This is a genomic window from Actinoplanes sp. DH11, assembly GCF_020873875.1.
Classification (GTDB): Bacteria; Actinomycetota; Actinomycetes; order Mycobacteriales; family Micromonosporaceae; genus Actinoplanes.
On sequence record NZ_JAHWGU010000001.1, the window covers coordinates 331,564 to 354,311 of the forward strand.

A 22,748-nucleotide genomic window follows, 5' to 3' on the forward strand; every position below is an offset into this window, starting at 1 on the left:
GCCGTCCCGCAGGCTCGCCGAGCGGCCGCATCCGCCGCGACATCACCCGGGCCGCACCGCACACGGAGGAACGATGACCGGACGGATCACGCTGACCGGCCTGCGCGCCCGGGGCAACCACGGCGTCTACGACTTCGAACGGGAACAGGGCCAGGACTTCGTCGTCGACGTCCACCTCGACCTGGACCTCGGCCCGGCCGCCCGCTCCGACGACGTGACCGACACCGTTCACTACGGCGAGCTGGCCGGCCGCCTCGTCGAGGTGATCGCGGGCGAACCGGTCAACCTGCTCGAACGCCTCGCCGACCGGCTGCTCGACGTCTGCCTGGCCGACCACCGCGTCACCGCCGCCGAGGTGACCGTGCACAAGCCGCAGGCCCCCATCCCGCACGAGTTCGCCGACGTCGCCGTCACCGTCCGCCGGAGCCGCTCGTGACCTCGGCCGTCCTCTCCCTCGGCAGCAACCTCGGTGACCGGCACGCCCACCTGCGAGCCGCCGTCGACCTGCTCGGCTCCGGCGTGGCCGCGATCTCCGGGGTCTACGAGACGCCGCCGTGGGGCGACACCGCGCAACCCCCGTACCTCAATGCCCTGGTTCTCGTGCACGACGCGACCGCGACCGCGCGCGACTGGCTGGATCGCGCCCGGGCCTGCGAATCGGCCGCCGGCCGGGTCCGTGACCCGGAGCGCCGCTTCGGACCGCGCACCCTCGACGTCGACGTGATCGCGGTCCGGTCCGCCGACGGCACGCCGGTGATCAGCGACGACCCCGAGCTGACCCTGCCGCATCCGCGCGCCCACCTGCGGGCCTTCGTGCTGCGCCCGTGGCTCGACGTGGATCCGGACGCCGTCCTGCCGGGGCACGGCCCGGTCGCCGCGCTGCTGCGGGCGCCGGGGCTCGCCGAGGACCTCGCCGCGATGAGCCCCCGCCCCGACCAGTCGCTAGAGTCGATGAAGTGAGCGCCAACCCCGAAGGCCGTTACCCCGACGGGCGCCGGCCCGACCCTTCCCTGCGGCCGACGAGCATCTCCGTGCTCGTGGTGGCCGGTCTCGCGGCCGCGGCCCTGGGCTGGCTGCTGCTCAGTTTCTCCTACTCCCGGCTGCCCGCTCTGCCGTGGACGCCGGCCCTGGTCCTGGCCGTGCTGGCGGTCGCCGAGGGGATGCTCGCGCAGAACACCAGCGCCCGCATCCAGCGCAAACCCGGCAGCCCGCCGGTCGAGCCGCTCGCGGTGGCCCGTTACGTCGCGCTGGCGAAAGCGTCCTCGCTCGTCGGTGCGATCTTCGCCGGGTTCTCGGCCGGCCTGCTCACCTGGTTGCTGCTGGAGCCGACCCGGGCCGCCCGGGGCGACATCCCGGCCACCGCGGGGGCGTTCGTCGCGGCGCTCGCCCTGATCGGCGCGGCACTGTGGCTGGAGCGGTCCTGCCGGGTGCCGGAGCAGCCCGACCGGGAGGACGACGGCACCGGCCGGCCCACCGAACTACGTTGACGGTCGTCGACGCGATCCGACCTCTGAACTGAGGCCATGTCGTATCCGTATGCTTTGCGGTAGGCGACCCTCAGCCGAGTAGCGTGCGCCACGAACCGCTCGTGGAGGCGTAAGGAGGCGCGGACATGTCGTACGACGAAGCCACGTTCCGCCGGAAGCCCGACCAGCCCACCGAGACGGACCCGGCGGCGTACCGGCGGCGCGTCCAGTACGACGACACCGCGGCCGGCACCCTCGATCAGTCGCTGCGCGCGCCGGTGCACACGACCGGCTCCATCCCGGTGGTGGTGGAGGACGACGGCCGTGACCGGCTCGGCGTCCACCTCGGCTGGGAGGTGCTGCTGCTGCTCGCGGCCGGTGCCATCGGTTTCCTGCTCTTCAGCTTCGACGCGGACGCGCTGCGCCGGCCCGACCTGGACGCGCTGCTCGTCTCCGGCGCCGCGATCGGCCTGCTCACCCTCGGCGCCGGGCTCAGTCTCCGGGCCGGCGTGCCGAACCTCGCGATCGGCCCGGTGGCGCTGGCCGCCGCCTTCCAGTACGCGGAGAACAGCGACCGCGGCCTGATCCCGGCGATCGCACCGGCCCTGGTGATCGCCGCGGCCGGCGGCCTGCTGGTGGCGATCTTCGTGCTCGCGCTGCACGTGCCCGGCTGGGCCACCACCCTGGCCGCCGGCCTCGGCGTGATCGTCTACTCCCAGCTGCGCGTCGCGCCGGTCGCGGTGCAGGGCGACTGGGCCCCGACCGACCAGGCGTTCCTGCTGTTCGGCGGGTTCGCGCTGCTGGCGCTGCTCGGTGGCGGGCTGGGCGCGATCGGCCCGGTGCGCCGCTGGGTGGGCGGTTTCCGGCCGGCCGGTGACCCGTCCCGCCGCCCCGGTCCCGCGGCCGCCGTCGCGGTCGTCCTCGCGCTGGTGCTCTCCTCGGTCTTCGCGGCCGGGGCCGGCATCCTGCTGGCCGCCAACGCGAGCGGCCCGGTCCAGCCCGGCACCGGACTGGAGTGGACCGGCATCGGCATCGGCCTGGCGCTGCTCGGCGGCACCAGCGCCTACGGCCGGCGTGGCGGCATCTTCGGCACCCTGTTCGCGGTGACCGCCATGGCGCTCTTCCTCGACTACGAGAACCGCCGCGAGCTGGACATCGCCATCTTCGCCGTCGCCGCGAGCGTCTTCGCGGCCGGCCTGATCGTGACCCGGCTCGTCGAGACCTACGGCCGCCCGCTGCCCGCCGGCACCGGCGAGGAGTGGAACGCGGCGGCCAGCAACGGCACCTGGTCGCCGGCCATGCCGGAGACGTGGAACTCGCCTGGCGCCGCACCGGCCGCCCGCGGCGAGCGCTGGGACGAAGGCCCGTGGAGCGCGAACCGCTGATGACTATGCTTTGGTCATGAGCACGCCGACCTTCGCCGAACTGGACGCCCTGCCCACCGAGGTGCTGCGGGAGCGCGCCTTCGCCCTGGCGCGGGAGCGTCACGACGTCAAGTTCTACTGGTCGGTGCTGCGGCACCTGCCGGACGCCGACGAGGCCGCCGCGCTCGACGGCGCGCCCAACTCGATCGGCCCGACCATCGACGAGGCGGTCGCCCTCTGGCGTGAGCTGGAGGGACGCGACCTCGGCGAGTCCGAGCCGCTGCTGCGCGCCGCCTTCATCGACTACCTGAGCAGGTAGTCACGGCCGTCGTTTGAGTGCCGAGCCCCGCTGGGAAATAGCGGGGCCATGGCTCTCGGAAATCGATACAAGTCCGCACCGGGTGCGGGTACGGTCGCCGCGCTGATACTCGTCCTCGTCTTCGGCAGCCCCTGGTACAGCGACTGGTCGGTGGACAACACCAACCCGGGTACGGCCGGCGGCTGGTGGCTCCAACTGCTGGCCTGGCCGCACTGGAGTTTCGACACCGACGACTCGTTGCGTGACGTGATCGTCGGCGACCTGAAGGCGATCCTCGTCGTCCTGCTGACGGCGCTCTTCCTCTACCTGCTGCCCGGTTCCCAGCTGGCCCGGGCCCGCGGCACGATCAGCCAGTTCTTCGCCGGCTGGGCCGCGTACATCTTCGCGGGCGGTTTCGCGGCGCTGCTCGCCACGCTGTTCCTCACCAACCCGTCGTTGCTGGGCGCGTTCCGGGCGGCCGGTTCGGGCGCCTCCTACGGCCTCTTCGTCGGCTGGATCGTCGGCTTCGCCTCGCTCGGCGGCCGGCGCGGCACCCGCTGACCCGTTCCGGCGCGGCACCCGCTGACCCGCCCCGGCGCGGCACCCGCTGACCCGCCCCGGCGCGGCACCCGCTGACCCGCCCCGGCGCGGCACTGGCTGACCCGCTCGGCGCGGCGTCCGCTTACCCCGATCCCGGCCGGCTCCGGCGTGTGCCCGAGCCGGCCGGATGCCGGGTGGAAAATTGTTCATTTGTGCCGTTCGGACGTTCGGCCGTTTCTTCAAGGGCGCACTCTCGGTAACATCTGCGCCCATGCCGGAACGCGACCCACAAGCGGGACCCAGCGCGAAGCTGCTCCGTGGCCTCCTCTGGGGCGGGATGGTGCTCGCCCCGCTCGCGGCCGCCGTCGTGCTGATCGGCGGAGGCTCCACATCGGTGCGTCTCGCGATCCTGCTGATCGCCGTCAGTGTGGTGCTGGTCGGCGCGTCAGTGCTGATCCGCGTCGATCCCGTACTGGCCAGGATGGACGTCGAGGACCGCGTCGCCGAGGAGGTCGGCAGGCTGCGCGAGCAGTTGCGCGCCGAGTTCGCCACCGCTGCGGCCGCACCCGCCGTCGCCGGCCCGGCACACCCGGCGCAGGCGGTGGGAGCGCCCGGCGGCGGGCCCGAAAACGGTTACTCTCCGCAGTCGGAATATGACGGGTTTGAAGCTCCGGCCTACGGCAACCCGCAGGTTTACGGCGCCTCCTATGACGACCCGCAGTCCTATGACGGCCACCCCTATGACGGGCAGGACTACGACGGCGGATACGAGCAGGGGCCGGGCTACGACGACGGGCCGGGCTACGAGGAGGGTTACGAGCAGGGGGAGTACGGCAACCGCCCGGCACCGCCCGGCCGTGCCTCCGCCGTGCCCGCCGGTGCGGCACCGGTCCCCGCCGGTTCGGCCTCGGTGGTCCGTTCCGCCGCGGTGCCCGCCGGTCCGCCCCCGATGGCCGACGCCGGGCCGGGCCCGATGAGCAACACCGCGCCGGGGCCGATGAGTGGCGGCCGGGGCGGTCACATGGGCGGCGCGGGTTCGGCGGGCCCGATGAGCGGTGCGGGCCCGAACGCCTCCGGCCCGATCACGTCCGGCCCGATCACGTCCGGCCCGATCACGTCCGGCCCGATCACGTCCGGTCCCATCACGTCCGGTCCCATCACGTCCGGAGCCGTACCCATCGGTGGGATGCCGCCCGGTGGGATGCCGCCCGGCCCGGTGCCACGTCCGCGCGCTGCTGCGGCAGTCCCGCCGCCCGGCCCCCGTGCCGCCGCCGCAGTGCCGTCCGGCCCGCCGTCGGGCCCGCCGCCTGGACGCCAGTCCGGCCCGGCTCCCGGACGCCAGTCCGGCCCGCCGGGGCATCAGGCCGGCGCCCAGCCCGGCCGACCACGCGCGGCAGCCTCGGTCCCGTCCGGTTCGGCCCCTCTTCCGGCCGGCTCGGCCTCTCTTCCGGTCGGCTCGGCCTCTCTCCCGTCCGGTTCGGCCTCGGTCCCGGCCGGCTCTGCCTCCGTCCCGCCGCCCGGCCCGGGCGGCCCACCCAGGGCGGCAGCCGCGGTCCGGCCGGGCGGGCAGTACGGCCGCCCGGAAACCTCGAACGACGATTTCGAAGCCAACGGCGGCTACCCCGGCGCCAACCAGTACGACGCGCCCAACGGGTACGACGGCGCCAACGGGTACGACGGTGCCGGCGAGTACGACCGTGCCGGCGGGTACGACGGTGCGAACGAGTACGACGGTGCCAACGGCCATGACCGTGCCACCGGGTACGACGCAGGCACCGGGTATGACGGATATGACGGTGGCACCGGGTACGACGACAGTGGATTCGTCGACGGCAACGGGTACGGCGGGACTGACGGGTACGGCGCGGCCGCGGGCTATGTGGAAGCCGGCGAATACGGTAATGGCCGCGAATATGCCGGTTCAGGGGAATACGGCACCGATCGTGAATACGCCCGATCGGGCGAATACGGCGGCGGCGAATACACCGGTGGGACCGAATACGGCGACTACGACAACCCGGGTTACGACGAACAGGGCCATGGCGAACAGGGCTACGGCGACGACGGATCCGAGCAGACCGGCCCCTACAAGGCCCGCCGCCACCGCCCCTCCGCGAACGACACGAACGTCGGTTCGCTCGACGACTTCGCCTCGTACGGCGGATATCGGGACGGCCGCTGAGGCCCGGGGCCGCTATTTGTCGATGTCGCCGACCACGAAGAACATCGAGCCCAGGATGGCGATCAGGTCGGGCACCAGGCAGCCGGGGATGAGCGTGGCGAGTGCCTGCACGTTCGCGTACGACGCGGTGCGCAGCTTGAGCCGCCACGGGGTCTTCTCGCCGCGGGAGACCAGGTAGTACCCGTTGACGCCGAGCGGGTTCTCGGTCCACGCGTACGTGTGCCCCTCCGGCGCCTTGACCACCTTGGGCAGTCGCACGTTGACCGGCCCGCCGATCCGCTCGACCCGGTCCAGGCACTGTTCGACCAGGTCGAGCGAGACGTAGACCTGTTCCAGCAGCACCTCGAAGCGGGAGTGGCAGTCACCGGCCTGCCGGGTCACCACGGGCACGTCGAGCTGGTCGTAGAAGAGGTACGGCTCGTCGCGGCGCAGGTCGAAGTCGAGGCCGCTGGCCCGTGCCACCGGCCCGGACGCACCGTAGGCGGCGGCGTCGGCGGCGGAGAGGACGCCGATCCCGACTGTGCGGGCCATGAAGATGTCGTTCCTGCGGATCAGGTTGTCCAGGTCCGGCATCCGGCGGCGGACGGCGGCGACCGCCTGCCGTACCCGGGTGGTCCAGCCCGCCGGAATCTCCTCCTTGAGGCCGCCGACCCGGTTGAACATGTAGTGGATGCGGCCGCCGGAAACCTCCTCCATGACCGCCTGGAGCGTCTCCCGTTCCCGGAAGGCGTAGAACATCGGCGTGATCGCGCCGATCTCCAGGGGGTAGGAGCCGAGGAACATCAGGTGGTTGAGCACCCGGTTCAGTTCGGCGAGCGCCATCCGCAGCCAGACCGCGCGTTCCGGCACCTCGATGCCCATCAGCCGTTCCACGGCGAGGACCACACCGAGTTCGTTGGAGAACGCGGAAAGCCAGTCGTGCCGGTTCGCCAGCATGATGATCTGGCGGTAGTCGCGCACCTCGAACAATTTCTCGGCGCCCCGGTGCATGTAGCCGACGATCGGTTCGCACTCGACGACCCGTTCGCCGTCCAGTTTGAGCTTGAGCCGCAACACACCGTGGGTGGACGGGTGTTGTGGCCCGATGTTCAGGACCATGTCGGCGGTGTCCAGGCCGGCGCCGGTCCCGACCGTCATCTCGCGGATCGCACGGCCGTCGGCGGGCGGGGTGGTCGGGTTGGCGGTCACGGCAGCATCGTCCCACGAACGTCCACGCCGATCTCGTGCCACAGCCACCAGTGCGCGCCGAGGCCGGTGGGGTCGATCAGTTCGGCGGCGGACCCGGCGGCGGAGAGCGCGCGGACGTAGCCCGCCGGGTCGGTGCGTGCCAGGGACAGCGGTGGCCGGGCGCCGTCGACTCCGAGCGCTTTCAGCGCCTCGCGCTGGCGGATCATGGTGTACGGGTGACCCGCCGCGACCGCCACCGCATCCATGGCGACGTGTGCCGTGACATCGCATCGGCCGTCCGGGACGGGTGGCACCTGCCGGCCCTCCCGGTAGCCGGTGAGGGTGCCGAGGACCGGCCGGTCGGCGCGGTGGTGCCCGTAGTCGACGCAGAGCGCCGCACCGCGCCGGACCGCGGCGACCGCGTCCGCCCAGGCGGTGTCCCGGGGCCAGCCGATCTCGATCCGGCCGGGGCCGGGCCACCAGCGGCTCAGCCAGAACACGTCGGCCGCGTCCGCCGGCCCGCCCAGCGTCTCGGCGCCGGTGCGCCGGTCGACCAGGACCTTGCGGTACCTGCCGTGCTCGTCGGTCTCGACGACGTCGAGCGGCACGTTGTCCAGCCATTCGGTGGCGATCAGGAGCCCGGTCACGGTGTCCGGGACGTCGCGGCGCCAGACGATCCGCGGGTCGAGGCCGGGTGGCCGGGGTGCCAGTTCGACGGCGGTGGGGCGTACCCGGCCGGTCAGCCCGGCGGGCAGCATCGCGAGCAGCGTGGTGAGCAGTTCGCCGCGCCCGGCACCGACGTCCACCAGGTCGAACGTGGCCGGTCGGCCCAGCGCGGCGTCGAGCCGCCCGACGATGCCGAGCAGGGCCCCGGCGAAGAGCGGTGAGGCGTGCACGCTTGTCCGGAAGTGCCCGGCCGGCCCGTCGTGGTCGCGGACGAAGAACCCCGTACTGCTGTAGAGGGCCGCCCGCATGGCCGTCCGCCACCCGATACCCATCCCGCCACCCTAGGCCCGCCCGGGTCGGGTCGCCGGATGCGGCCCGGTGAGGGCCGGACGGGTGGCCCGGCGGGGCGGGTGCGGTTTGCCACAGGTGGTTGTCACCGCCGTATCAATTCGGCGCATACTGACGCTCGACCGGTACCCCGACTCGAGGACTGGATCTGCGAATGAACGCTTTGACCGTCGGCGTCATCGGCGCCGGCCGGGTGGGCGCCGTGCTCGGTGCGGCCCTGCTGTCGGCCGGGCACCGGGTGGTCGCCGCCGCGGCGGTCTCCGCCGCCTCCCGGGAGCGCGCCGCCCGCCTGTTGCCGGACGCCGCGATCCTGCCCGCCGACGAGGTCGCGCGGGCCGCCCCCGACCTGCTGCTGCTCGCCGTGCCGGACGACGCCCTGGCCGGGGTGGTCGCGGGCCTGGACCGTACCGGTGCGCTGCGCCGCGGCCAGGTGGTCGCACACACCTCGGGCGCTTACGGACTCGCCGTTCTGGGCGATGTGAACGGCATGGCCCTGCACCCCGCGATGACCTTCACCGGCGCGGACTCCGACCTGGACCGGCTGCCCGGCATCGCCTGGGGCGTGACCACGCGCGACCGGGCCTTCGCGACGCGCCTGGTGGCCGACCTCGGCGGCGTGCCGGAGTGGGTGGCCGAGGACTCCCGGCCGCTCTACCACGCGGCCCTGGCGCACGGCGCCAACCACCTGGTCACCCTGGTCAACGAGGCCGCCGACCTGCTGCGCGCGGCAGGTGTGGGCCGGCCCGGCCGGGTGCTGGAGCCGCTGCTGACCGCGGCCCTCGACAACGCCCTGCGGATGGGTGACGCCGCCCTGACCGGACCGGTCTCACGTGGTGACGCCGGCACGGTCGCCAAGCACCTGGACCGGATGCCCGCGGACGCCGTCCCGGCCTACCTGGCGATGGCCCGGCGGACCGCGGACCGCGCGATCGCCTCCGGGCGGCTGCGCCCGCACGACGCGGCGGCCCTGCTGGGCGTGCTGTCCCGGACGAAGGTGGGAACCCAGGCATGACGGTCTTGGTACACACCCGCGCCGATCTCGCGGCCGAGCTCGACCGGGCGCCGGGGGAGATCGCGGTCGTGATGACGATGGGCGCGCTGCACGAGGGGCACCGGCAGCTGATGCGGGTGGCCCGGGAGCGGTCCGCGTTCGTGGTGGTGACGATCTTCGTGAATCCGCTGCAGTTCGGGCCGGGCGAGGACTTCGAGAAGTACCCGCGCACGCTCGACGACGACCTCGCGGCCTGCACGGCGGAGGGTGTCGCGGTGGTCTTCGCGCCGGGCCGGGACGACGTCTACCCCGGTGGAGCGCCGTCGGTCACGATGAACCCGGGCGGGCTCGGCGAGATCCTCGAGGGTGCGAGCCGGCCGGGCCACTTCTCCGGCATGCTGACCGTGGTCCAGAAGCTGCTGATGCTCACCCGGGCGGACGTCGCCTACTTCGGGGAGAAGGACTTCCAGCAGCTCGCCCTGATCCGCCGGATGGCCCGCGACCTGGAGTTGCCCGTCGAGATCCGGGGCGTCCCGACCGTACGCGAAAAGGACGGCCTGGCCCTCTCCAGCCGCAACCGCTATCTCTCGCCGGACCAGCGCCGGGCGGCTTTGGCGCTGTCGCGCGCCCTGCGCGAGGGCGCCGCGCAGGCGGACGCCGAGTCGGTCCTGGCCGTCGCTCACAAGATCTTGGCGGAGGAGCCGGGTGTACGGGTGGACTACCTCGCCCTGACCGGCCCGGACCTGGGGGACGCCCCGGCGGAGGGTGTGGCTCGCCTGCTGGTGGCCGCCAAGGTCGGCAGCACCCGGCTCATCGACAACGTCCCGGTCCAGCTCGCTCCGGGCCAGCTCGCTTCGGTACAGCCCAGGAAGGGTGCCTGAATGCTCCGCACCATGCTCAAGTCGAAGATCCACCGGGCCACCGTGACCCAGGCGGACCTGCACTACGTCGGGTCGGTCACGATCGACGAGGACCTGCTCGACGCGGCCGACCTGATTCCCGGCGAGCAGGTCGCGATCGTGGACGTGACGAACGGGGCGCGCCTCGAGACCTACGTGATCCCGGGTGAGCGCGGCACCGGCGTGATCGGCATCAACGGCGCCGCGGCGCACCTGGTGCACCCGGGTGACCTGGTCATCCTCATCTCCTACGGGCAGATGTCCGACGCCGAGGCCCGGGAGTACCAGCCGCGGATCGTGCACGTCGACGCGGCCAACAAGATCATCGAGTTGGGCGCCGATCCGGCCGAGGCGGTCGCCGGGATGGCCGGCGACCCGGTGCGCGGCGACCTGACCCTGGCGCGCGGCTGACCCCGGCGCCGCCGCTGCTGGGTCCGCTGGGGCTGCCGGGCCCGGAGTGCCTGGCGGCGTGAACTTTCCGGAACGCCGCCGTGGTCCGTACAGATCGTCATACGATCGATAAATCGGACATCGGCGGCGGTCGGGGAGGCGGAGGTCAATGCGGCACCGGCGGCGTACCCGGCGTAATCACGGGCTGGCCACGGTGAGCGCGATCGTGCTGCTCGCCGCGGGCTGCGGCGGCAGCAGCGCCGTCGACGGCGACCTCACCAACAACTGGGGTGCGATGGCCGTGGCGACAAGTTTCCGGCCGGTCGCCGAGACCTGCCACCTCGCCAACTTCGCCGCCACCGGTCCGCGCTCCACCTACGAGGAGGTGGACTGCGAGGTGCTGCACCGCACCGAGACCGTGTTCGTCGGGGAGTACACCGGCGCCGCCGCCGAGGCCGAGCAACCACCGGCCGGCGCGAGCACCGCCGGCAAGGCCGCCTACCGGACCTGCGACACCCGGACGAACGAGTACGCGGGCGGCCCGTGGCGGCACGCGCGGCTCTGGATCGGCGTCACCAACCCGTCGCCGGCGGGCTGGGACGGCGGGGCCCGCTGGTTCCGCTGCGAACTCGTCGAACTCGACTCGATCGAGGACGACGGCGCCCTGGTGCAGCGGATCGGCAGCCTCCGCGGCGCCCTGGAGAACGAGTCGTCCGAGCTGATGCTGACCTGCTACGACATCGGGCGCGACGAGCGGGGCTCGATCACCACGATGCCGGCGGTCGACTGCGCCCAGAAGCACGAGGCCGAGTTCGTCGGGATCTGGGACGCGCCCGCCAAGGCCTCGTACCCCAAGGGGGATGCGACCTGGGAAGAGTTCCACGGCGGCTGCCGGATGCTGGTGGCCCGCTACGTCGGTGTGCCGGACGACGCGGACCTGCGGTACCGCACCGGCGTGGTCTCGCTGCCCGGCAACACCGAGGTGTGGGCGCAGGGCGATCACGGCGTGCGCTGTTACCTCTGGCTGGAGGGCGCCGAACTGACCGGATCGCTCAAGGGCAAGGGGACGAAGGCCCTGCCCGTCCAGTACAAGTAATAGTGACCACTGCGGGTGCCCCCGCCGCGACGGATCCGGACGGGCGGAGTGTACTGAAACACATGTCACCACTCGCGGATCTACCGGCGCTGCCCCGCCGGCTTGCCGCTGCCGAGCCGGGCTGGACCGAGACCACCGACGTCGTCGTGGTCGGTTCCGGGATCGCCGGCCTGACCGCCGCCCTCCACCTGCGCGAGCAGGGCCTGCACGTCACCGTCGTGACGAAGGTGAACATCGACGACGGCTCCACGCGCTGGGCACAGGGCGGCATCGCGGCCGTGCTCGACCCGCTGGACACGCCGCAGGCCCACGCGTACGACACCGAGATCGCCGGGGTCGGGCTCTGCGACCCCGAGGCGGTACGGGTCCTGGTCGAGGAAGGACCGGCCCGGATCCGGGAGTTGATCCGGCGCGGCGCCGAGTTCGACCGGAACCCGGACGGCTCACTGATGCTGACCCGGGAGGGCGGGCACCGGGCCGACCGGATCGTGCACGCCGGTGGCGACGCGACCGGCGCCGAGGTGCAGCGCGCCCTGCACCAGGCGGTGCGCCGGGACCCGTGGATCCGCCTGGTCGAGCACGCGCTCGTGCTGGACCTGCTGCGCGCCGCCGACGGCCGGGCCTGCGGGCTCACCCTGCACGTGCTCGGCGAGGGCAGCGAGGACGGTGTCGGCGCGATCCTGGCCCGGGCCGTGGTGCTGGCCACCGGCGGGATGGGGCAGATCTACTCGTCCACCACGAACCCGCCGGTCTCCACCGGCGACGGCGTGGCGCTCGCGCTGCGGGCCGGCGCCGAGGTCACCGACATCGAGTTCGTGCAGTTCCACCCGACCTCGTTCGTCTCGGGCGAGGTCAACTCGGTGCAGCGGCCGCTGATCTCGGAGGCGCTGCGCGGTGAGGGGGCGTACCTCGTCGACGAGGCCGGCGAGCGGTTCATGGTGGGCCGGCACGAACTCGCCGAGCTGGCGCCCCGTGACGTGGTCGCCAAGGGCATCTACCGGGTGCTGCGGTCCACCGGTGCGGACCACGTCTACCTGGACGCCCGGCACCTGGGCCGGGAGTTCCTGGAGCAGCGGTTCCCGACCATCATGGCCTCCACCCGGGCCGCCGGCGTGGACCCGGCCACCGAGCTGATCCCGGTCGCGCCGGCCGCGCACTACGCCTCCGGCGGCGTGCGCACCGACCTGTCCGGGCGGTCCAGCATTCCCGGCCTCTACGCGTGCGGCGAGGTCGCCTGCACCGGCGTGCACGGCGCGAACCGGCTGGCCAGCAACTCGCTGCTGGAAGGCCTGGTCTTCGCGAAGCGGATCGCCGACGACATCGCCCGCGACCTGCCGGCGCAGGCCGAACCGGTGCCCGGCGACGCCGGCGGGGGCTGGGTCGCCGACCCGGCCGTCCGGGCCGAGCTGCAACGCGCCATGACCCGGGGCGCCGGGGTGCTGCGCTCGGCCGACTCGCTCTCGGCCGCCGCGAAGGAACTGAGCCGGCTCGCCGAGCAGCGGTCCCGGCCCAACACCGCGGCCTGGGAGGCGACGAACCTGCTCACCGTGGCGGCGGTGCTCGTCGCCAACGCGCAGACCCGTCGCGAGACGCGCGGCTGCCACTGGCGCGAGGACCACCCGACCGCCGCCGACGAGTGGCGCGGCCACCTGCTCGACGCGGTCGGCCCGGACGGTTTTGTGACGCAGAAGTTCGAGGAGATGGCGTGATCGACTGCACCGCAGCGAAGCAAGGGCCGGGAGAGCACGCCCAGGATGGCACCGCGTGATCGACTGCACCGCAGCGAAGCAAGGGCCAGGAGAGCACGCCCAGGAGGGAACAGCGTGAGCAACCCAGGGATCGACTTCGACGCGCTGCAGCGGATCGTCTTCACCGCTCTGGCCGAGGACCTCGGCGACCCGCCGCGGGACGTGACGAGCGAGGCCACCATCCCGGCCACACAGACCGACACGGCGGAACTCGTCGCCCGGGCCGACGGCGTCGTCGCCGGCCTGCTGGTGGCGGCCGAGGTCTTCGCGGTCACGTCGTCCGGCGCCGCCACGTTCGAACAGGTGGCCACGGACGGCGACCGGGTGCGCCGGGGCGACGTGCTGGCCCGGATCACCGGACCGACCCGCGCGCTGCTGACCGCCGAGCGCACCGCGCTCAACCTGATCAGCCGGATGTCCGGGGTGGCCACGCACACCCGTAAGTGGGCCGACCAGCTCGAGGGCACCAGGGCGACGGTCCTGGACACCCGCAAGACCACGCCCGGCCTGCGGGCGCTGGAGAAGTACGCGGTCCGGGTCGGCGGCGGCACCAACAAGCGGATGGGCCTCTACGACGTCGCCATGATCAAGGACAACCACAAGCTGGCGGCGGGGAGCATCACGGCCGCGTACCAGCTGGTGCGGCAGACGTTCCCGGACGTGGCGGTGCAGGTCGAGGTGACCACGCTGGACGAGGCACGGGAGGCGGTCGCGGCCGGCGCCGGGTTCCTGCTCTGCGACAACATGAGCCCGGAACTGCTCACCGAGGTGGTGGCCGCGGTCGGCGAGCAGGCCGAGTTGGAGGCGACCGGGAACCTCACGCTGGAGACGGCGGCCGCCTACGCCGCGACCGGGGTGGACTACCTTTCGGTCGGCGGGCTCACGCACTCCTCGCCGATCCTGGACATCGCGCTGGACCTGCGGCCACGGAGCTGATCCGGCCTGCCGGGCCGACCCGGTTCCGTGGATGCGGGACCGGGCGGCAGGTCACGGTTCGCGGGGCGCTCGGGGAGCGGACGGGACGGTCCGGGTGCGGTCGTGGGAGGTGTGGCCCGTACAAATTAACGGTCTTGATTTTGATTCTTAGGGGCCCTCGTGCTGCTCTGCATTGACATCGGCAACACCAACACCGTGCTGGCGACCTTCGACGGCGACAAGCTGGTGCACAACTGGCGGATCAAGACCGATGCCGCCTCCACCGCCGACGAGCTGGGACTGATGTTCCGCGGCCTGTTAGCCGGGGACGCCGTGGAGATCACCGGGGTGGCCGCCTGCTCGACCGTGCCGGCGGCGCTGCGCAATCTGCGGACCATGCTGAAGCGCTACTACGGCGAGGTGCCGAGCGTGATCGTGGAGCCGGGGGTGAAGACGGGTGTGCAGCTGGCGATCGACAACCCGAAGGAGGTCGGCGCCGACCGGGTGGTCAACACCCTCGCGGCGCACGCGCTCTACGGCGGACCGTCGATCGTGGTCGACTTCGGCACCACCACCAACTTCGACCTGATCAGCGGGAAGGGCGAGTTCCTCGGCGGCGCCTTCGCGCCGGGCATCGAGATCTCCTTCGACGCGCTCGCCGCCCGCGCCGCCCAGCTGCGCAAGGTGGAGCCCACCAAGCCCCGGTCGGTGATCGGCAAGAACACCGTGGAGTGTCTGCAGGCCGGGCTCTACTTCGGCTTCGCCGGCCAGGTGGACCGGATCGTCGAGCGGATGATCGAGGAGATCGGGCCGGTCAAGGCGGTGATCGCCACCGGTGGGCTGGCCTGGCTGGTGAAGGACGAGTGCCGGACGATCACCGCACACGAGCCGATGATCACGCTGATCGGCCTGCGGATGGTATATGAGCGGAACGTGTGAAAGCGGCTGAGTAGGCTTTTGCAGGCCCTGACCAGTACCGACCAGGAAGTCGAGCCGTGACCGAGCAGAACACGCCAGCCACCGACCCCGCCGAGGACCTCCCCGAGCAGATGCGGGTCCGCCGGGCGAAGCGGGACCGGATGCTGGCCGAGGGCATCCCGCCGTACCCGGTGAACGTACCCCGGACCATCGAGCTCGCCGAGGTCCGCGCCAAGTACGCCGACCTGCCCACCGACACCGCCAGCGGCGACACCGTGTCGGTCACCGGCCGGGTCATCTTCGTGCGCAACGGCGGCAAGCTCTGCTTCGCCACCCTGCGCGCCGGCGACGGCACCGAACTGCAGGCCATGCTCTCGCTGGACAAGGTGGGCGCCGAGGCTCTCGACGAGTGGAAGCGGCTGGTCGACCTCGGTGACCTGGTCGCGGTCACCGGTGAAGTGATCACCAGCCGCCGCGGTGAGCTCAGTGTTCTCGCCGATTCGTGGACGATGAGCGCCAAGGCGCTGCGGCCGCTCCCGGTCGCGCACAAGCCGCTCTCCGAGGAGACCCGGGTCCGGCAGCGCTATGTCGATCTCATCGTCCGGCCGCAGGCGCGCGACGTCGTGCGTACTCGTGCGACAGTGGTGCGCAGCCTGCGTGAGTCGCTGTTCCGCCGCAATTTCCTCGAGGTGGAAACGCCCATGTTGCAGTTGCTGCACGGTGGCGCCGCGGCTCGGCCGTTTGTGACGCACAGCAACGCACTGGATACCGATCTTTATCTGCGGATCGCTCCGGAACTGTTTTTGAAGCGTGCCGTGGTCGGCGGCATCGAGCGGGTCTTCGAGATCAACCGGAACTTCCGCAATGAGGGCATGGACTCCACGCACTCCCCGGAGTTCGCCATGCTCGAGGCGTATCAGGCGTATGCCGACTACAACGTGATGCAGGCGCAGGTGCGGCAGTGGATTCAGGAGGCCGCAGTCGCCGTCTCCGGGTCGCACGTGGTCACGCACGCCGATGGCACCGAGATCGACCTGGGCGGCGAGTGGGCCGAGATCACCCTGTTCGGCGCGATCTCGGAGGCGCTCGGCGAGGAGGTCACCATCGGCACCGACCTGGCCACCCTCCAGCAGTACGCGGAGAAGGTGCAGCTGTCGGTGGACCCGAAGTGGAGCGCCGGGAAGCTCGCCGAGGAACTTTTCGAGCACCTGGTGCAGCACAAGTTGCAGGCGCCCACGTTCGTCCGGGACTACCCGGAGGAGACGGCCCCGCTGACCGCCGCGCACCGGGAGACGCCCGGACTGACCGAGAAGTGGGACCTCTACGTCGGCGGGTTCGAGCTGGCCACCGCCTATTCCGAGCTGGTCGACCCGGTCGTCCAGCGGGACCGGTTGCACGCGCAGTCCCTGCTCGCGGCCGGTGGCGACGCCGAGGCGATGCAGCTGGACGAGGATTTCCTGCGGGCCATGGAGTATGGAATGCCGCCCACCGGTGGGATGGGAATGGGAATCGACCGGCTGTTGATGGCGCTCACCGGCCTTGGCATTCGGGAAACGATCCTCTTCCCGTTGGTCCGGCCGGAGTAGTCGGTCGGCATTATTGCCCCCGCCATTGACGGGTGATGCGGCTGTGGCGTTATTGTTCTCCCATTGCTGGGGAGAGAACCTGTGTTCGGGAGGATAACGGCGCGTGGCCAAGCAGATCATTCACAAGCTGGTCGATGACCTCGACAACGGCGACGCCGACGAGACCGTGAAGTTTGCGCTCGACGGCATTCAGTATGAGATCGACCTCTCGGAGAAGAACGCCGCTAAATTGCGGGAGGTCTTCGAGCCCTACCTCAACGCCGGCACCCGCGTCGCCCGTGGCGGCGTCGTGGTCGGTGGCCGGGCGGCGCGCGGGCGTGGCGGCGCCACCGCCGACCGCGAGCAGAACAAGGCCATCCGCGAGTGGGCCAAGAAGTCGGGCAAGGACATCTCCGACCGGGGCCGGATCCCGCAGGAGATCGTGGACGAATACCACTCCCAAGGGCCCGGACGGGCCTGAACGGCCGCCGCGGCCTCGCCTTCGCCTTCGGCTCCGGTTGTGGCTGAGCTCGGGTTGGGCTTGGTGGGACTGGACGGGGCGTTGGGGTGATGGGGCTGGGGTGGCTGGGCTTCCCGGCTTGAGGGGGCGCGTTGATCATTGTGGTCGGCGCGCCCCCTTGGCGTTTGTGCACAAGTTATCCACAGGCGGATGCCTAGTTGTCCACAGCCTGTGGATGGATGCGATTTCGCTGTACGCGTACACGTTCGGGTGGGGGAACAGCCGTTGAGCGTGCGAAGTTGGCTAAATCAACGTTGCGGATCGTTTCGAAGGGCTGCGAGGGCCCGGCGGAGCCCGTCAGCGGCGATAGAGTAGTCACAGCACGGGCATCACCGATGCTCGTGCGCTGGCCCCGCCAGCTGTTGAGACTGGTTCAGCATTGGCGCACGGCACGTGAGGAGCACGAGGGCATGTTCGAGCGGTTCACCGACCGAGCGCGACGGGTTGTCGTCCTGGCCCAAGAAGAGGCCCGGATGCTCAACCACAACTACATCGGAACCGAACACATCCTGCTGGGTTTGATCCACGAGGGCGAAGGCGTTGCCGCGAAGGCTCTGGAGAGCCTCGGCATTTCCCTCGAGGGCGTCCGCCAGCAGGTCGAAGAGATCATCGGTCAGGGTCAGCAGGCGCCGAGCGGGCACATCCCGTTCACGCCGCGCGCCAAGAAGGTCCTGGAGCTGTCGCTGCGTGAGGCGCTGCAGCTCGGGCACAACTACATCGGCACCGAGCACATCCTGCTCGGCCTGATCCGTGAGGGCGAGGGCGTCGCCGCCCAGGTGCTGGTCAAGCTCGGCGCCGACCTCAACCGGGTCCGCCAGCAGGTCATCCAGCTGCTCTCCGGATACCAGGGCAAGGAGCCGGCCGCCGCCGGCGCGGCGACGGGCGAGGCAGCGCCCTCCACGTCGCTGGTGCTCGACCAGTTCGGCCGCAACCTGACGCAGGCCGCCCGCGAGGGCAAGCTCGACCCGGTCATCGGCCGGGAGAAGGAAATCGAGCGGGTCATGCAGGTGCTGTCGCGTCGCACCAAGAACAACCCGGTGCTGATCGGCGAGCCCGGTGTCGGCAAGACCGCCGTCGTCGAGGGCCTGTCGCAGTCCATCGTCAAGGGCGAGGTGCCCGAGACGCTGAAGGACAAGCAGCTCTACACGCTGGACCTGGGTGCCCTGGTGGCCGGCTCGCGGTACCGCGGTGACTTCGAGGAGCGCCTGAAGAAGGTGCTCAAGGAGATCCGCACGCGCGGCGACATCATCCTGTTCATCGACGAGATCCACACCCTGGTCGGCGCGGGTGCCGCCGAGGGTGCGATCGACGCCGCCTCGATCCTCAAGCCGATGCTGGCTCGTGGCGAGCTGCAGACCATCGGTGCGACCACTCTCGACGAGTACCGCAAGCACCTGGAGAAGGACGCGGCCCTCGAGCGCCGCTTCCAGCCGATCCAGGTCGGCGAGCCGTCGCTGGCGCACACCATCGAGATCCTCAAGGGTCTCCGGGACCGCTACGAGGCGCACCACCGGATCAGCATCACCGACGCCGCCCTGGTGGCCGCGGCGACGCTTGCCGACCGGTACATCTCGGACCGGTTCCTGCCGGACAAGGCGATCGACCTGATCGACGAGGCCGGCGCCCGGATGCGCATCCGCCGGATGACCGCGCCGCCGGACCTCCGTGACTTCGACGAGCGCATCGCCCAGGTGCGTCGCGACAAGGAGTCCGCGATCGACGCGCAGGACTTCGAGCGCGCCGCCCAGCTGCGTGACAAGGAGAAGACCCTTCTCAACCAGAAGGCGCAGCGGGAGAAGGAGTGGAAGGCCGGCGACCTGGACGTGGTGTCCGAGGTCGACGACGAGCAGATCGCCGAGGTCCTGGGCAACTGGACTGGCATCCCGGTCTACAAGCTCACCGAGGAGGAGACCTCCCGGCTGCTGCGCATGGAGGACGAGCTCCACAAGCGGGTCATCGGCCAGGAGGACGCCGTGCAGGCGGTCTCCAAGGCGATCCGGCGTACCCGGGCCGGCCTCAAGGACCCGAAGCGGCCGTCCGGCTCGTTCATCTTCGCCGGCCCGTCCGGCGTCGGTAAGACCGAGCTCTCCAAGGCGCTCGCCGAGTTCCTGTTCGGCTCCGAGGACGCGCTGATCCAGCTCGACATGTCCGAGTTCCACGACCGGTACACGGTGTCCCGCCTCGTCGGTGCCCCTCCCGGCTACGTGGGTTACGACGAGGGCGGTCAGCTGACCGAGAAGGTGCGGCGCAAGCCGTTCTCGGTGGTGCTGTTCGACGAGATCGAGAAGGCCCACCCGGACGTCTTCAACACGCTGCTGCAGATCCTGGAGGACGGTCGCCTGACCGACGGCCAGGGCCGCATCGTCGACTTCAAGAACACGGTCATCATCCTGACCACCAACCTGGGCACGCGTGACGTGGCCAAGGCGGTGTCGCTGGGCTTCCAGGCCTCCGAGGCCGAGGAGTCGAGCTACGAACGGATGAAGATCAAGGTCAACGACGAGCTGAAGCAGCACTTCCGCCCGGAGTTCCTGAACCGTATCGACGACACCATCGTCTTCCACCAGCTGCGGCAGAAGGAAATTCTGCAGATCGTGGACATCTTCACGGCGCGCATCGAGTCGCAGCTCAAGAACAAGGACATGGGTCTCGAGCTGACCGACAACGCCAAGAAGTACCTGGCCGCCAAGGGCTTCGACCCGGTCCTCGGCGCCCGGCCGCTGCGTCGCACCATCCAGCGCGAGCTGGAGGACACGCTGTCCGAGCAGATCCTCTTCAACGAGCTGCGGCCCGGTCAGATCGTGGTCGTGGACTGCGAGGGTGACCCGGACCAGGTCGAGAAGGCGAAGCTGGTCTTCCGTGGGGCCGAGCGAGGCGTGACGGTGCCCGACGCGGTGCCGGCCGACCTCGGGGCTGCCACCACCGAGGAGTAAGAAGTTCGTCCGAGAAACGGCCTGGCGGATCGTCGCCGGGCCGTTTTTCCGTGTCCGGGGCCGCTATCGGGCGGTGCCGAGGCGTTCGGCGAGTGCGGGCGGCAGCGGGTACGGACGTTCCACCGGCAGCAGCGCGGCCGCGCCGGTCTCGTCGCCCGCGTCCAGGTGGCCGCGGATGCGTGAAGCGGTGGCCGTCGAGTCGGCGATGCCGGTGATCCATTCGTCCACGTAGCGGGCAACCGCCGGGCCGCCCACGCCCAGCTGCAACGACCGGTACGGCAACTGCCGCAATCGCAGATCCCGCTCCGGGTCCCACTGCACGCGGGTCGGCGCCGCCCGCAGCTGCCGCTGCCAGTCGGCGTTGTCGGCGTGCACCCCGCGCTCGTAGTGGCTGAGCGCCGCGTTCGCCAGTGCCCACTCGAAGCCGGCCCGGGTGATCGAGACGGCGAGCACGCGTTCCTGGCCGTCCTTGGTGGCCCAGCCGCTGCGGTACATCATCCAGAGGTACGACGGCTTGATCCAGGTCATCCGGTCGCGCTTGAACGGCGGCACGAACCGTCCGGCCCGCAGTGCCGGCCCGGCGATCGCCGCGGAGTAGGCCTGATAGACCGTGATGGTCCGGTCGTCGAAGACCGCCCTTATCTGACGCATGCCCAATGATCAGCAAGGGCGGCAGTCGAAAGCCACCGATATCCGGCCGTCAGAGCGGCTGGACCTCACCAGCCGGTGCGTCGCCGGCGAGCACGAAGTCGTCGCTGCCGAGCGGCTGCACCAGGCCGTCCTCGACGAGACCGGCCAGGGCCCGGGTGCGCTGCACCTCGTCGTTCCAGACCAGGTCGAGGCGCTGCCGGGGGACCGGGCCGGTGGTGTGCCGGAGCACCTCGAGAATGAGTCCGCGGACCTGGCGGTCGGTTCCGGCGTACCGCTGCGGTTTGCGGCTCGGACCCGCCGGCAGCGGGGTGCCGCTGAGCCGCCACGCGCAGACGTCGTGGAACGGGCAGTCGACGCATTTGGGGGAGCGGGCGGTGCAGACGATCGCGCCGAGTTCCATGAAGGCGATGCTGGCCCGGGCCGCCCGCGGGACGTCGTCCGGCAGCAGGGCCTCCATCGCGGTCAGGTCGGCGGCCGTGGTGGCCGGGCCGGCGTCGGGTTTGCCCTCGACGGCACGGGAGACGACCCGCCGTACGTTGGTGTCCACGACAGGGTGCCGCTGACCGTAGGCGAAGGTCGCCACCGCCCGCCCGGTGTAGGTCCCGACGCCGGGCAGCGCCAGCAACTGCTCCAGGTCGTCCGGCACGCGCCCGCCGTGACGTTCCACGATCGCGACCGCGCAGGCGTGCAGCCGCATCGCCCGGCGGGGATATCCGAGCCGGCCCCACATCCGGATCGCCTCGGAGGGCGGGTCGGCGGCGAGGTCGGCCGGGGCGGGCCAGCGGGTCATCCAGGAACGCCAGGCGGGTTCGACGCGGACGACCGGGGTCTGCTGGAGCATCACCTCGCTCACCAGGACACCCCAGGGAGTGGTCGAGGGTTGACGCCAGGGTAGATCTCGGGCATTCGTGTCATACCAGGCGATGGCTGCGTCGGCGAGAGTCATAGCCCGTTTACTGTAGGCGGGTGCATGAGCTCGCCATCACCGTCATCGGCCCGGACCGGACCGGCATCGTCGCCGACGTGGCGGAAGCGCTGGCCGGGGTCGGCGCCAACCTCACCGACTCGACGATGACCCGGTTGCGCGGCCACTTCGCGATGACCCTGATCTGCAACGGGCCGACCGCCGAGCAGGTGGAGGCGGCCCTCGGGCCGGTCGCCACGGGCGGGTTGCTCGCCACGGTCCGCCGGGTCGAGCCGGAGGCGGCGAACGGTGCGTCCGGCGAGCCGTACCTGGTGAGCGTGCACGGCGCCGACCGGCTCGGCATCGTCGCCGCGGTCACCCGGGTGGTGGCCGGCGCCGGCGGCAACATCACCGATCTGACGACCCGGCTGACCGGCCCGCTCTACCTGCTCGTGGCCGAGGTGGACCTGCCCTGCGACGCGGCCGACGAACTGGCCCAGCGCCTCGCCGTCGCGGCCGCCGAGCTGGGTGTCGACGTAACGCTGCGGCGTGCCGAATCGGAAATCCTGTGAGCGACCCGGACCTGGTGTGGGCCGGTCCGCCGGGCCGGGTGCTGCCGGTCGTCACCGCACCGGCGGCCGTGCTGAGCACCATCGGGCAGGAGGTCGACCCGACCGACCCGGACATCGTCCGGCTGGCCGCCGACCTGGTCGCCACGATGCGGGTGTCGCCGGGCTGTGTGGGGCTCGCCGCGCCGCAGGTGGGTGTCGGCGCCCAGGTCTTCTGCGTGGACGTGACCGGGCACCCGAAAGCGGCCACGACGCATGGGACCTTCGTCCTTTGCAATGCCAAGATCATCGAGGCGACGCGGTGGCGGCCGGGGCGGGAGGGCTGCATGTCCGTACCCGACCTGACCGGTGACGTGAAACGAGCCGCACGCGTCGTCGTCGAGGCGGTCCTTCCAGGCACCGGTGAGCAGGCCACCGTGGCGACCGACGCGTTCGAGGCGCGGGCTCTGCAGCACGAGGTCGACCACTGTGGAGGAAAGTTGTTCCTCGATCGGGTGGCCGGTGCGCACGCCGTCTATCAGCGCAAGGTCTATCTCTAACGAGCGGTTCGCGAGTTGGTGTCGCATAACCGGCGCGTCGTTCGCATGCCGCTGGACGCACAGGACTACCGTGAGCGGC

Annotated in this window: 23 protein-coding genes; 19 read left to right on the forward strand and 4 right to left on the reverse strand. The window is 71.4% G+C overall.

The window, feature by feature from the left end; translation table 11 throughout:
* The first annotated feature begins 73 nt into the window (after nt 1–73).
* From folB to LPA41_RS01640, 7 genes are all read left to right on the forward strand, one after another.
* Nucleotides 74–436 carry a dihydroneopterin aldolase gene (folB, locus tag LPA41_RS01610; protein ID WP_229067775.1) on the forward strand — a complete coding sequence of 121 codons (363 nt, stop codon included), beginning with the start codon at nt 74–76 and terminating at the stop codon, nt 434–436.
* Entirely contained in the window at nt 433–960 is a 528-nt protein-coding gene (gene folK, locus LPA41_RS01615; protein WP_229067776.1) for a 2-amino-4-hydroxy-6-hydroxymethyldihydropteridine diphosphokinase, read from the forward strand. The genes folB and folK overlap by 4 nt, the downstream gene beginning before the upstream one ends.
* Nucleotides 957–1,487: a DUF3180 domain-containing protein gene (locus LPA41_RS01620; protein WP_229067777.1), complete on the forward strand. Its 531-nt coding sequence runs from the start codon at nt 957–959 to the stop codon at nt 1,485–1,487. Before folK ends, LPA41_RS01620 begins: the two co-directional genes overlap by 4 nt.
* Nucleotides 1,488–1,612: 125 nt before the next feature.
* Nucleotides 1,613–2,851: an ABC transporter permease gene (locus LPA41_RS01625; RefSeq protein WP_229067778.1), complete on the forward strand. Its 1,239-nt coding sequence runs from the start codon at nt 1,613–1,615 to the stop codon at nt 2,849–2,851.
* Nucleotides 2,852–2,867: 16 nt separating this feature from the next.
* The gene (locus LPA41_RS01630; RefSeq protein ID WP_229067779.1) at nt 2,868–3,149 is read left to right on the forward strand and encodes a hypothetical protein; all 282 of its coding nucleotides are present in this window, start codon (nt 2,868–2,870) and stop codon (nt 3,147–3,149) included.
* 48 nt (nt 3,150–3,197) lie between these two features.
* A complete protein-coding gene (locus LPA41_RS01635) occupies nt 3,198–3,689 on the forward strand; it encodes a hypothetical protein (RefSeq protein WP_229067780.1) in 492 nt (163 codons plus the stop codon).
* Between the two features lie 250 nt (nt 3,690–3,939).
* Nucleotides 3,940–5,850, forward strand: a complete 1,911-nt coding sequence (locus tag LPA41_RS01640; RefSeq protein ID WP_229068134.1) for a hypothetical protein — start codon at nt 3,940–3,942, stop codon at nt 5,848–5,850.
* Nucleotides 5,851–5,862: 12 nt separating this feature from the next.
* Here the strand turns inward: LPA41_RS01640 and LPA41_RS01645 are convergent, their stop codons facing one another.
* Nucleotides 5,863–6,987, reverse strand: a complete 1,125-nt coding sequence (locus tag LPA41_RS01645) for an NADH-quinone oxidoreductase subunit D (protein ID WP_229068095.1) — start codon at nt 6,985–6,987, stop codon at nt 5,863–5,865.
* 47 nt (nt 6,988–7,034) lie between these two features.
* Nucleotides 7,035–8,015, reverse strand: coding sequence for an SAM-dependent methyltransferase (locus LPA41_RS01650; RefSeq protein ID WP_229067781.1), 981 nt, complete (start codon nt 8,013–8,015; stop codon nt 7,035–7,037).
* A gap of 158 nt (nt 8,016–8,173) precedes the next feature.
* Here LPA41_RS01650 and LPA41_RS01655 point away from each other — a divergent pair, with 158 nt between their 5' ends.
* The 10 genes from LPA41_RS01655 to LPA41_RS01700 all read left to right on the forward strand — a co-directional run bounded on the left by LPA41_RS01655 (nt 8,174) and on the right by LPA41_RS01700 (nt 20,006).
* Nucleotides 8,174–9,043 carry a Rossmann-like and DUF2520 domain-containing protein gene (locus tag LPA41_RS01655; RefSeq protein WP_374238104.1) on the forward strand — a complete coding sequence of 290 codons (870 nt, stop codon included), beginning with the start codon at nt 8,174–8,176 and terminating at the stop codon, nt 9,041–9,043.
* The gene (panC, locus tag LPA41_RS01660) at nt 9,040–9,903 is read left to right on the forward strand and encodes a pantoate--beta-alanine ligase (RefSeq protein ID WP_229067783.1); all 864 of its coding nucleotides are present in this window, start codon (nt 9,040–9,042) and stop codon (nt 9,901–9,903) included. Before LPA41_RS01655 ends, panC begins: the two co-directional genes overlap by 4 nt.
* Nucleotides 9,904–10,332 carry an aspartate 1-decarboxylase gene (gene panD, locus LPA41_RS01665; protein WP_229067784.1) on the forward strand — a complete coding sequence of 143 codons (429 nt, stop codon included), beginning with the start codon at nt 9,904–9,906 and terminating at the stop codon, nt 10,330–10,332. It begins immediately after the preceding gene.
* A 193-nt stretch (nt 10,333–10,525) separates the two neighbouring features.
* Entirely contained in the window at nt 10,526–11,407 is an 882-nt protein-coding gene (locus LPA41_RS01670) for a septum formation family protein (protein ID WP_229067785.1), read from the forward strand.
* Between the two features lie 62 nt (nt 11,408–11,469).
* Nucleotides 11,470–13,116 carry an L-aspartate oxidase gene (locus LPA41_RS01675; RefSeq protein ID WP_229067786.1) on the forward strand — a complete coding sequence of 549 codons (1,647 nt, stop codon included), beginning with the start codon at nt 11,470–11,472 and terminating at the stop codon, nt 13,114–13,116.
* A 114-nt stretch (nt 13,117–13,230) separates the two neighbouring features.
* Nucleotides 13,231–14,091: a carboxylating nicotinate-nucleotide diphosphorylase gene (gene nadC, locus LPA41_RS01680; RefSeq protein WP_229067787.1), complete on the forward strand. Its 861-nt coding sequence runs from the start codon at nt 13,231–13,233 to the stop codon at nt 14,089–14,091.
* A 159-nt stretch (nt 14,092–14,250) separates the two neighbouring features.
* On the forward strand, nt 14,251–15,009 hold the full coding sequence (locus LPA41_RS01685) for a type III pantothenate kinase (protein WP_229067788.1): 759 nt from the start codon (nt 14,251–14,253) through the stop codon (nt 15,007–15,009).
* 56 nt (nt 15,010–15,065) lie between these two features.
* A complete protein-coding gene (gene lysS, locus LPA41_RS01690) occupies nt 15,066–16,574 on the forward strand; it encodes a lysine--tRNA ligase (protein ID WP_229067789.1) in 1,509 nt (502 codons plus the stop codon).
* Nucleotides 16,575–16,677: 103 nt separating this feature from the next.
* Nucleotides 16,678–17,034, forward strand: coding sequence for an Lsr2 family protein (locus tag LPA41_RS01695; protein ID WP_229067790.1), 357 nt, complete (start codon nt 16,678–16,680; stop codon nt 17,032–17,034).
* Nucleotides 17,035–17,483: 449 nt separating this feature from the next.
* The gene (locus LPA41_RS01700; protein ID WP_229067791.1) at nt 17,484–20,006 is read left to right on the forward strand and encodes an ATP-dependent Clp protease ATP-binding subunit; all 2,523 of its coding nucleotides are present in this window, start codon (nt 17,484–17,486) and stop codon (nt 20,004–20,006) included.
* A gap of 63 nt (nt 20,007–20,069) precedes the next feature.
* Here LPA41_RS01700 and LPA41_RS01705 read toward each other — a convergent pair whose 3' ends face one another.
* Together LPA41_RS01705 and LPA41_RS01710 are read right to left on the reverse strand one after the other, a co-directional pair.
* Nucleotides 20,070–20,657 (reverse strand): DUF4291 domain-containing protein, encoded by a 588-nt coding sequence (locus tag LPA41_RS01705; protein WP_229067792.1) that lies wholly within the window; start codon nt 20,655–20,657, stop codon nt 20,070–20,072.
* Between the two features lie 49 nt (nt 20,658–20,706).
* Entirely contained in the window at nt 20,707–21,603 is an 897-nt protein-coding gene (locus LPA41_RS01710) for an A/G-specific adenine glycosylase (RefSeq protein WP_229067793.1), read from the reverse strand.
* Nucleotides 21,604–21,623: 20 nt separating this feature from the next.
* Here LPA41_RS01710 and LPA41_RS01715 point away from each other — a divergent pair, with 20 nt between their 5' ends.
* Nucleotides 21,624–22,133 (forward strand): glycine cleavage system protein R, encoded by a 510-nt coding sequence (locus LPA41_RS01715; protein ID WP_229067794.1) that lies wholly within the window; start codon nt 21,624–21,626, stop codon nt 22,131–22,133.
* Nucleotides 22,130–22,669: a peptide deformylase gene (locus tag LPA41_RS01720; protein ID WP_229067795.1), complete on the forward strand. Its 540-nt coding sequence runs from the start codon at nt 22,130–22,132 to the stop codon at nt 22,667–22,669. The genes LPA41_RS01715 and LPA41_RS01720 overlap by 4 nt, the downstream gene beginning before the upstream one ends.
* Nucleotides 22,670–22,748: the final 79 nt, after the last annotated feature.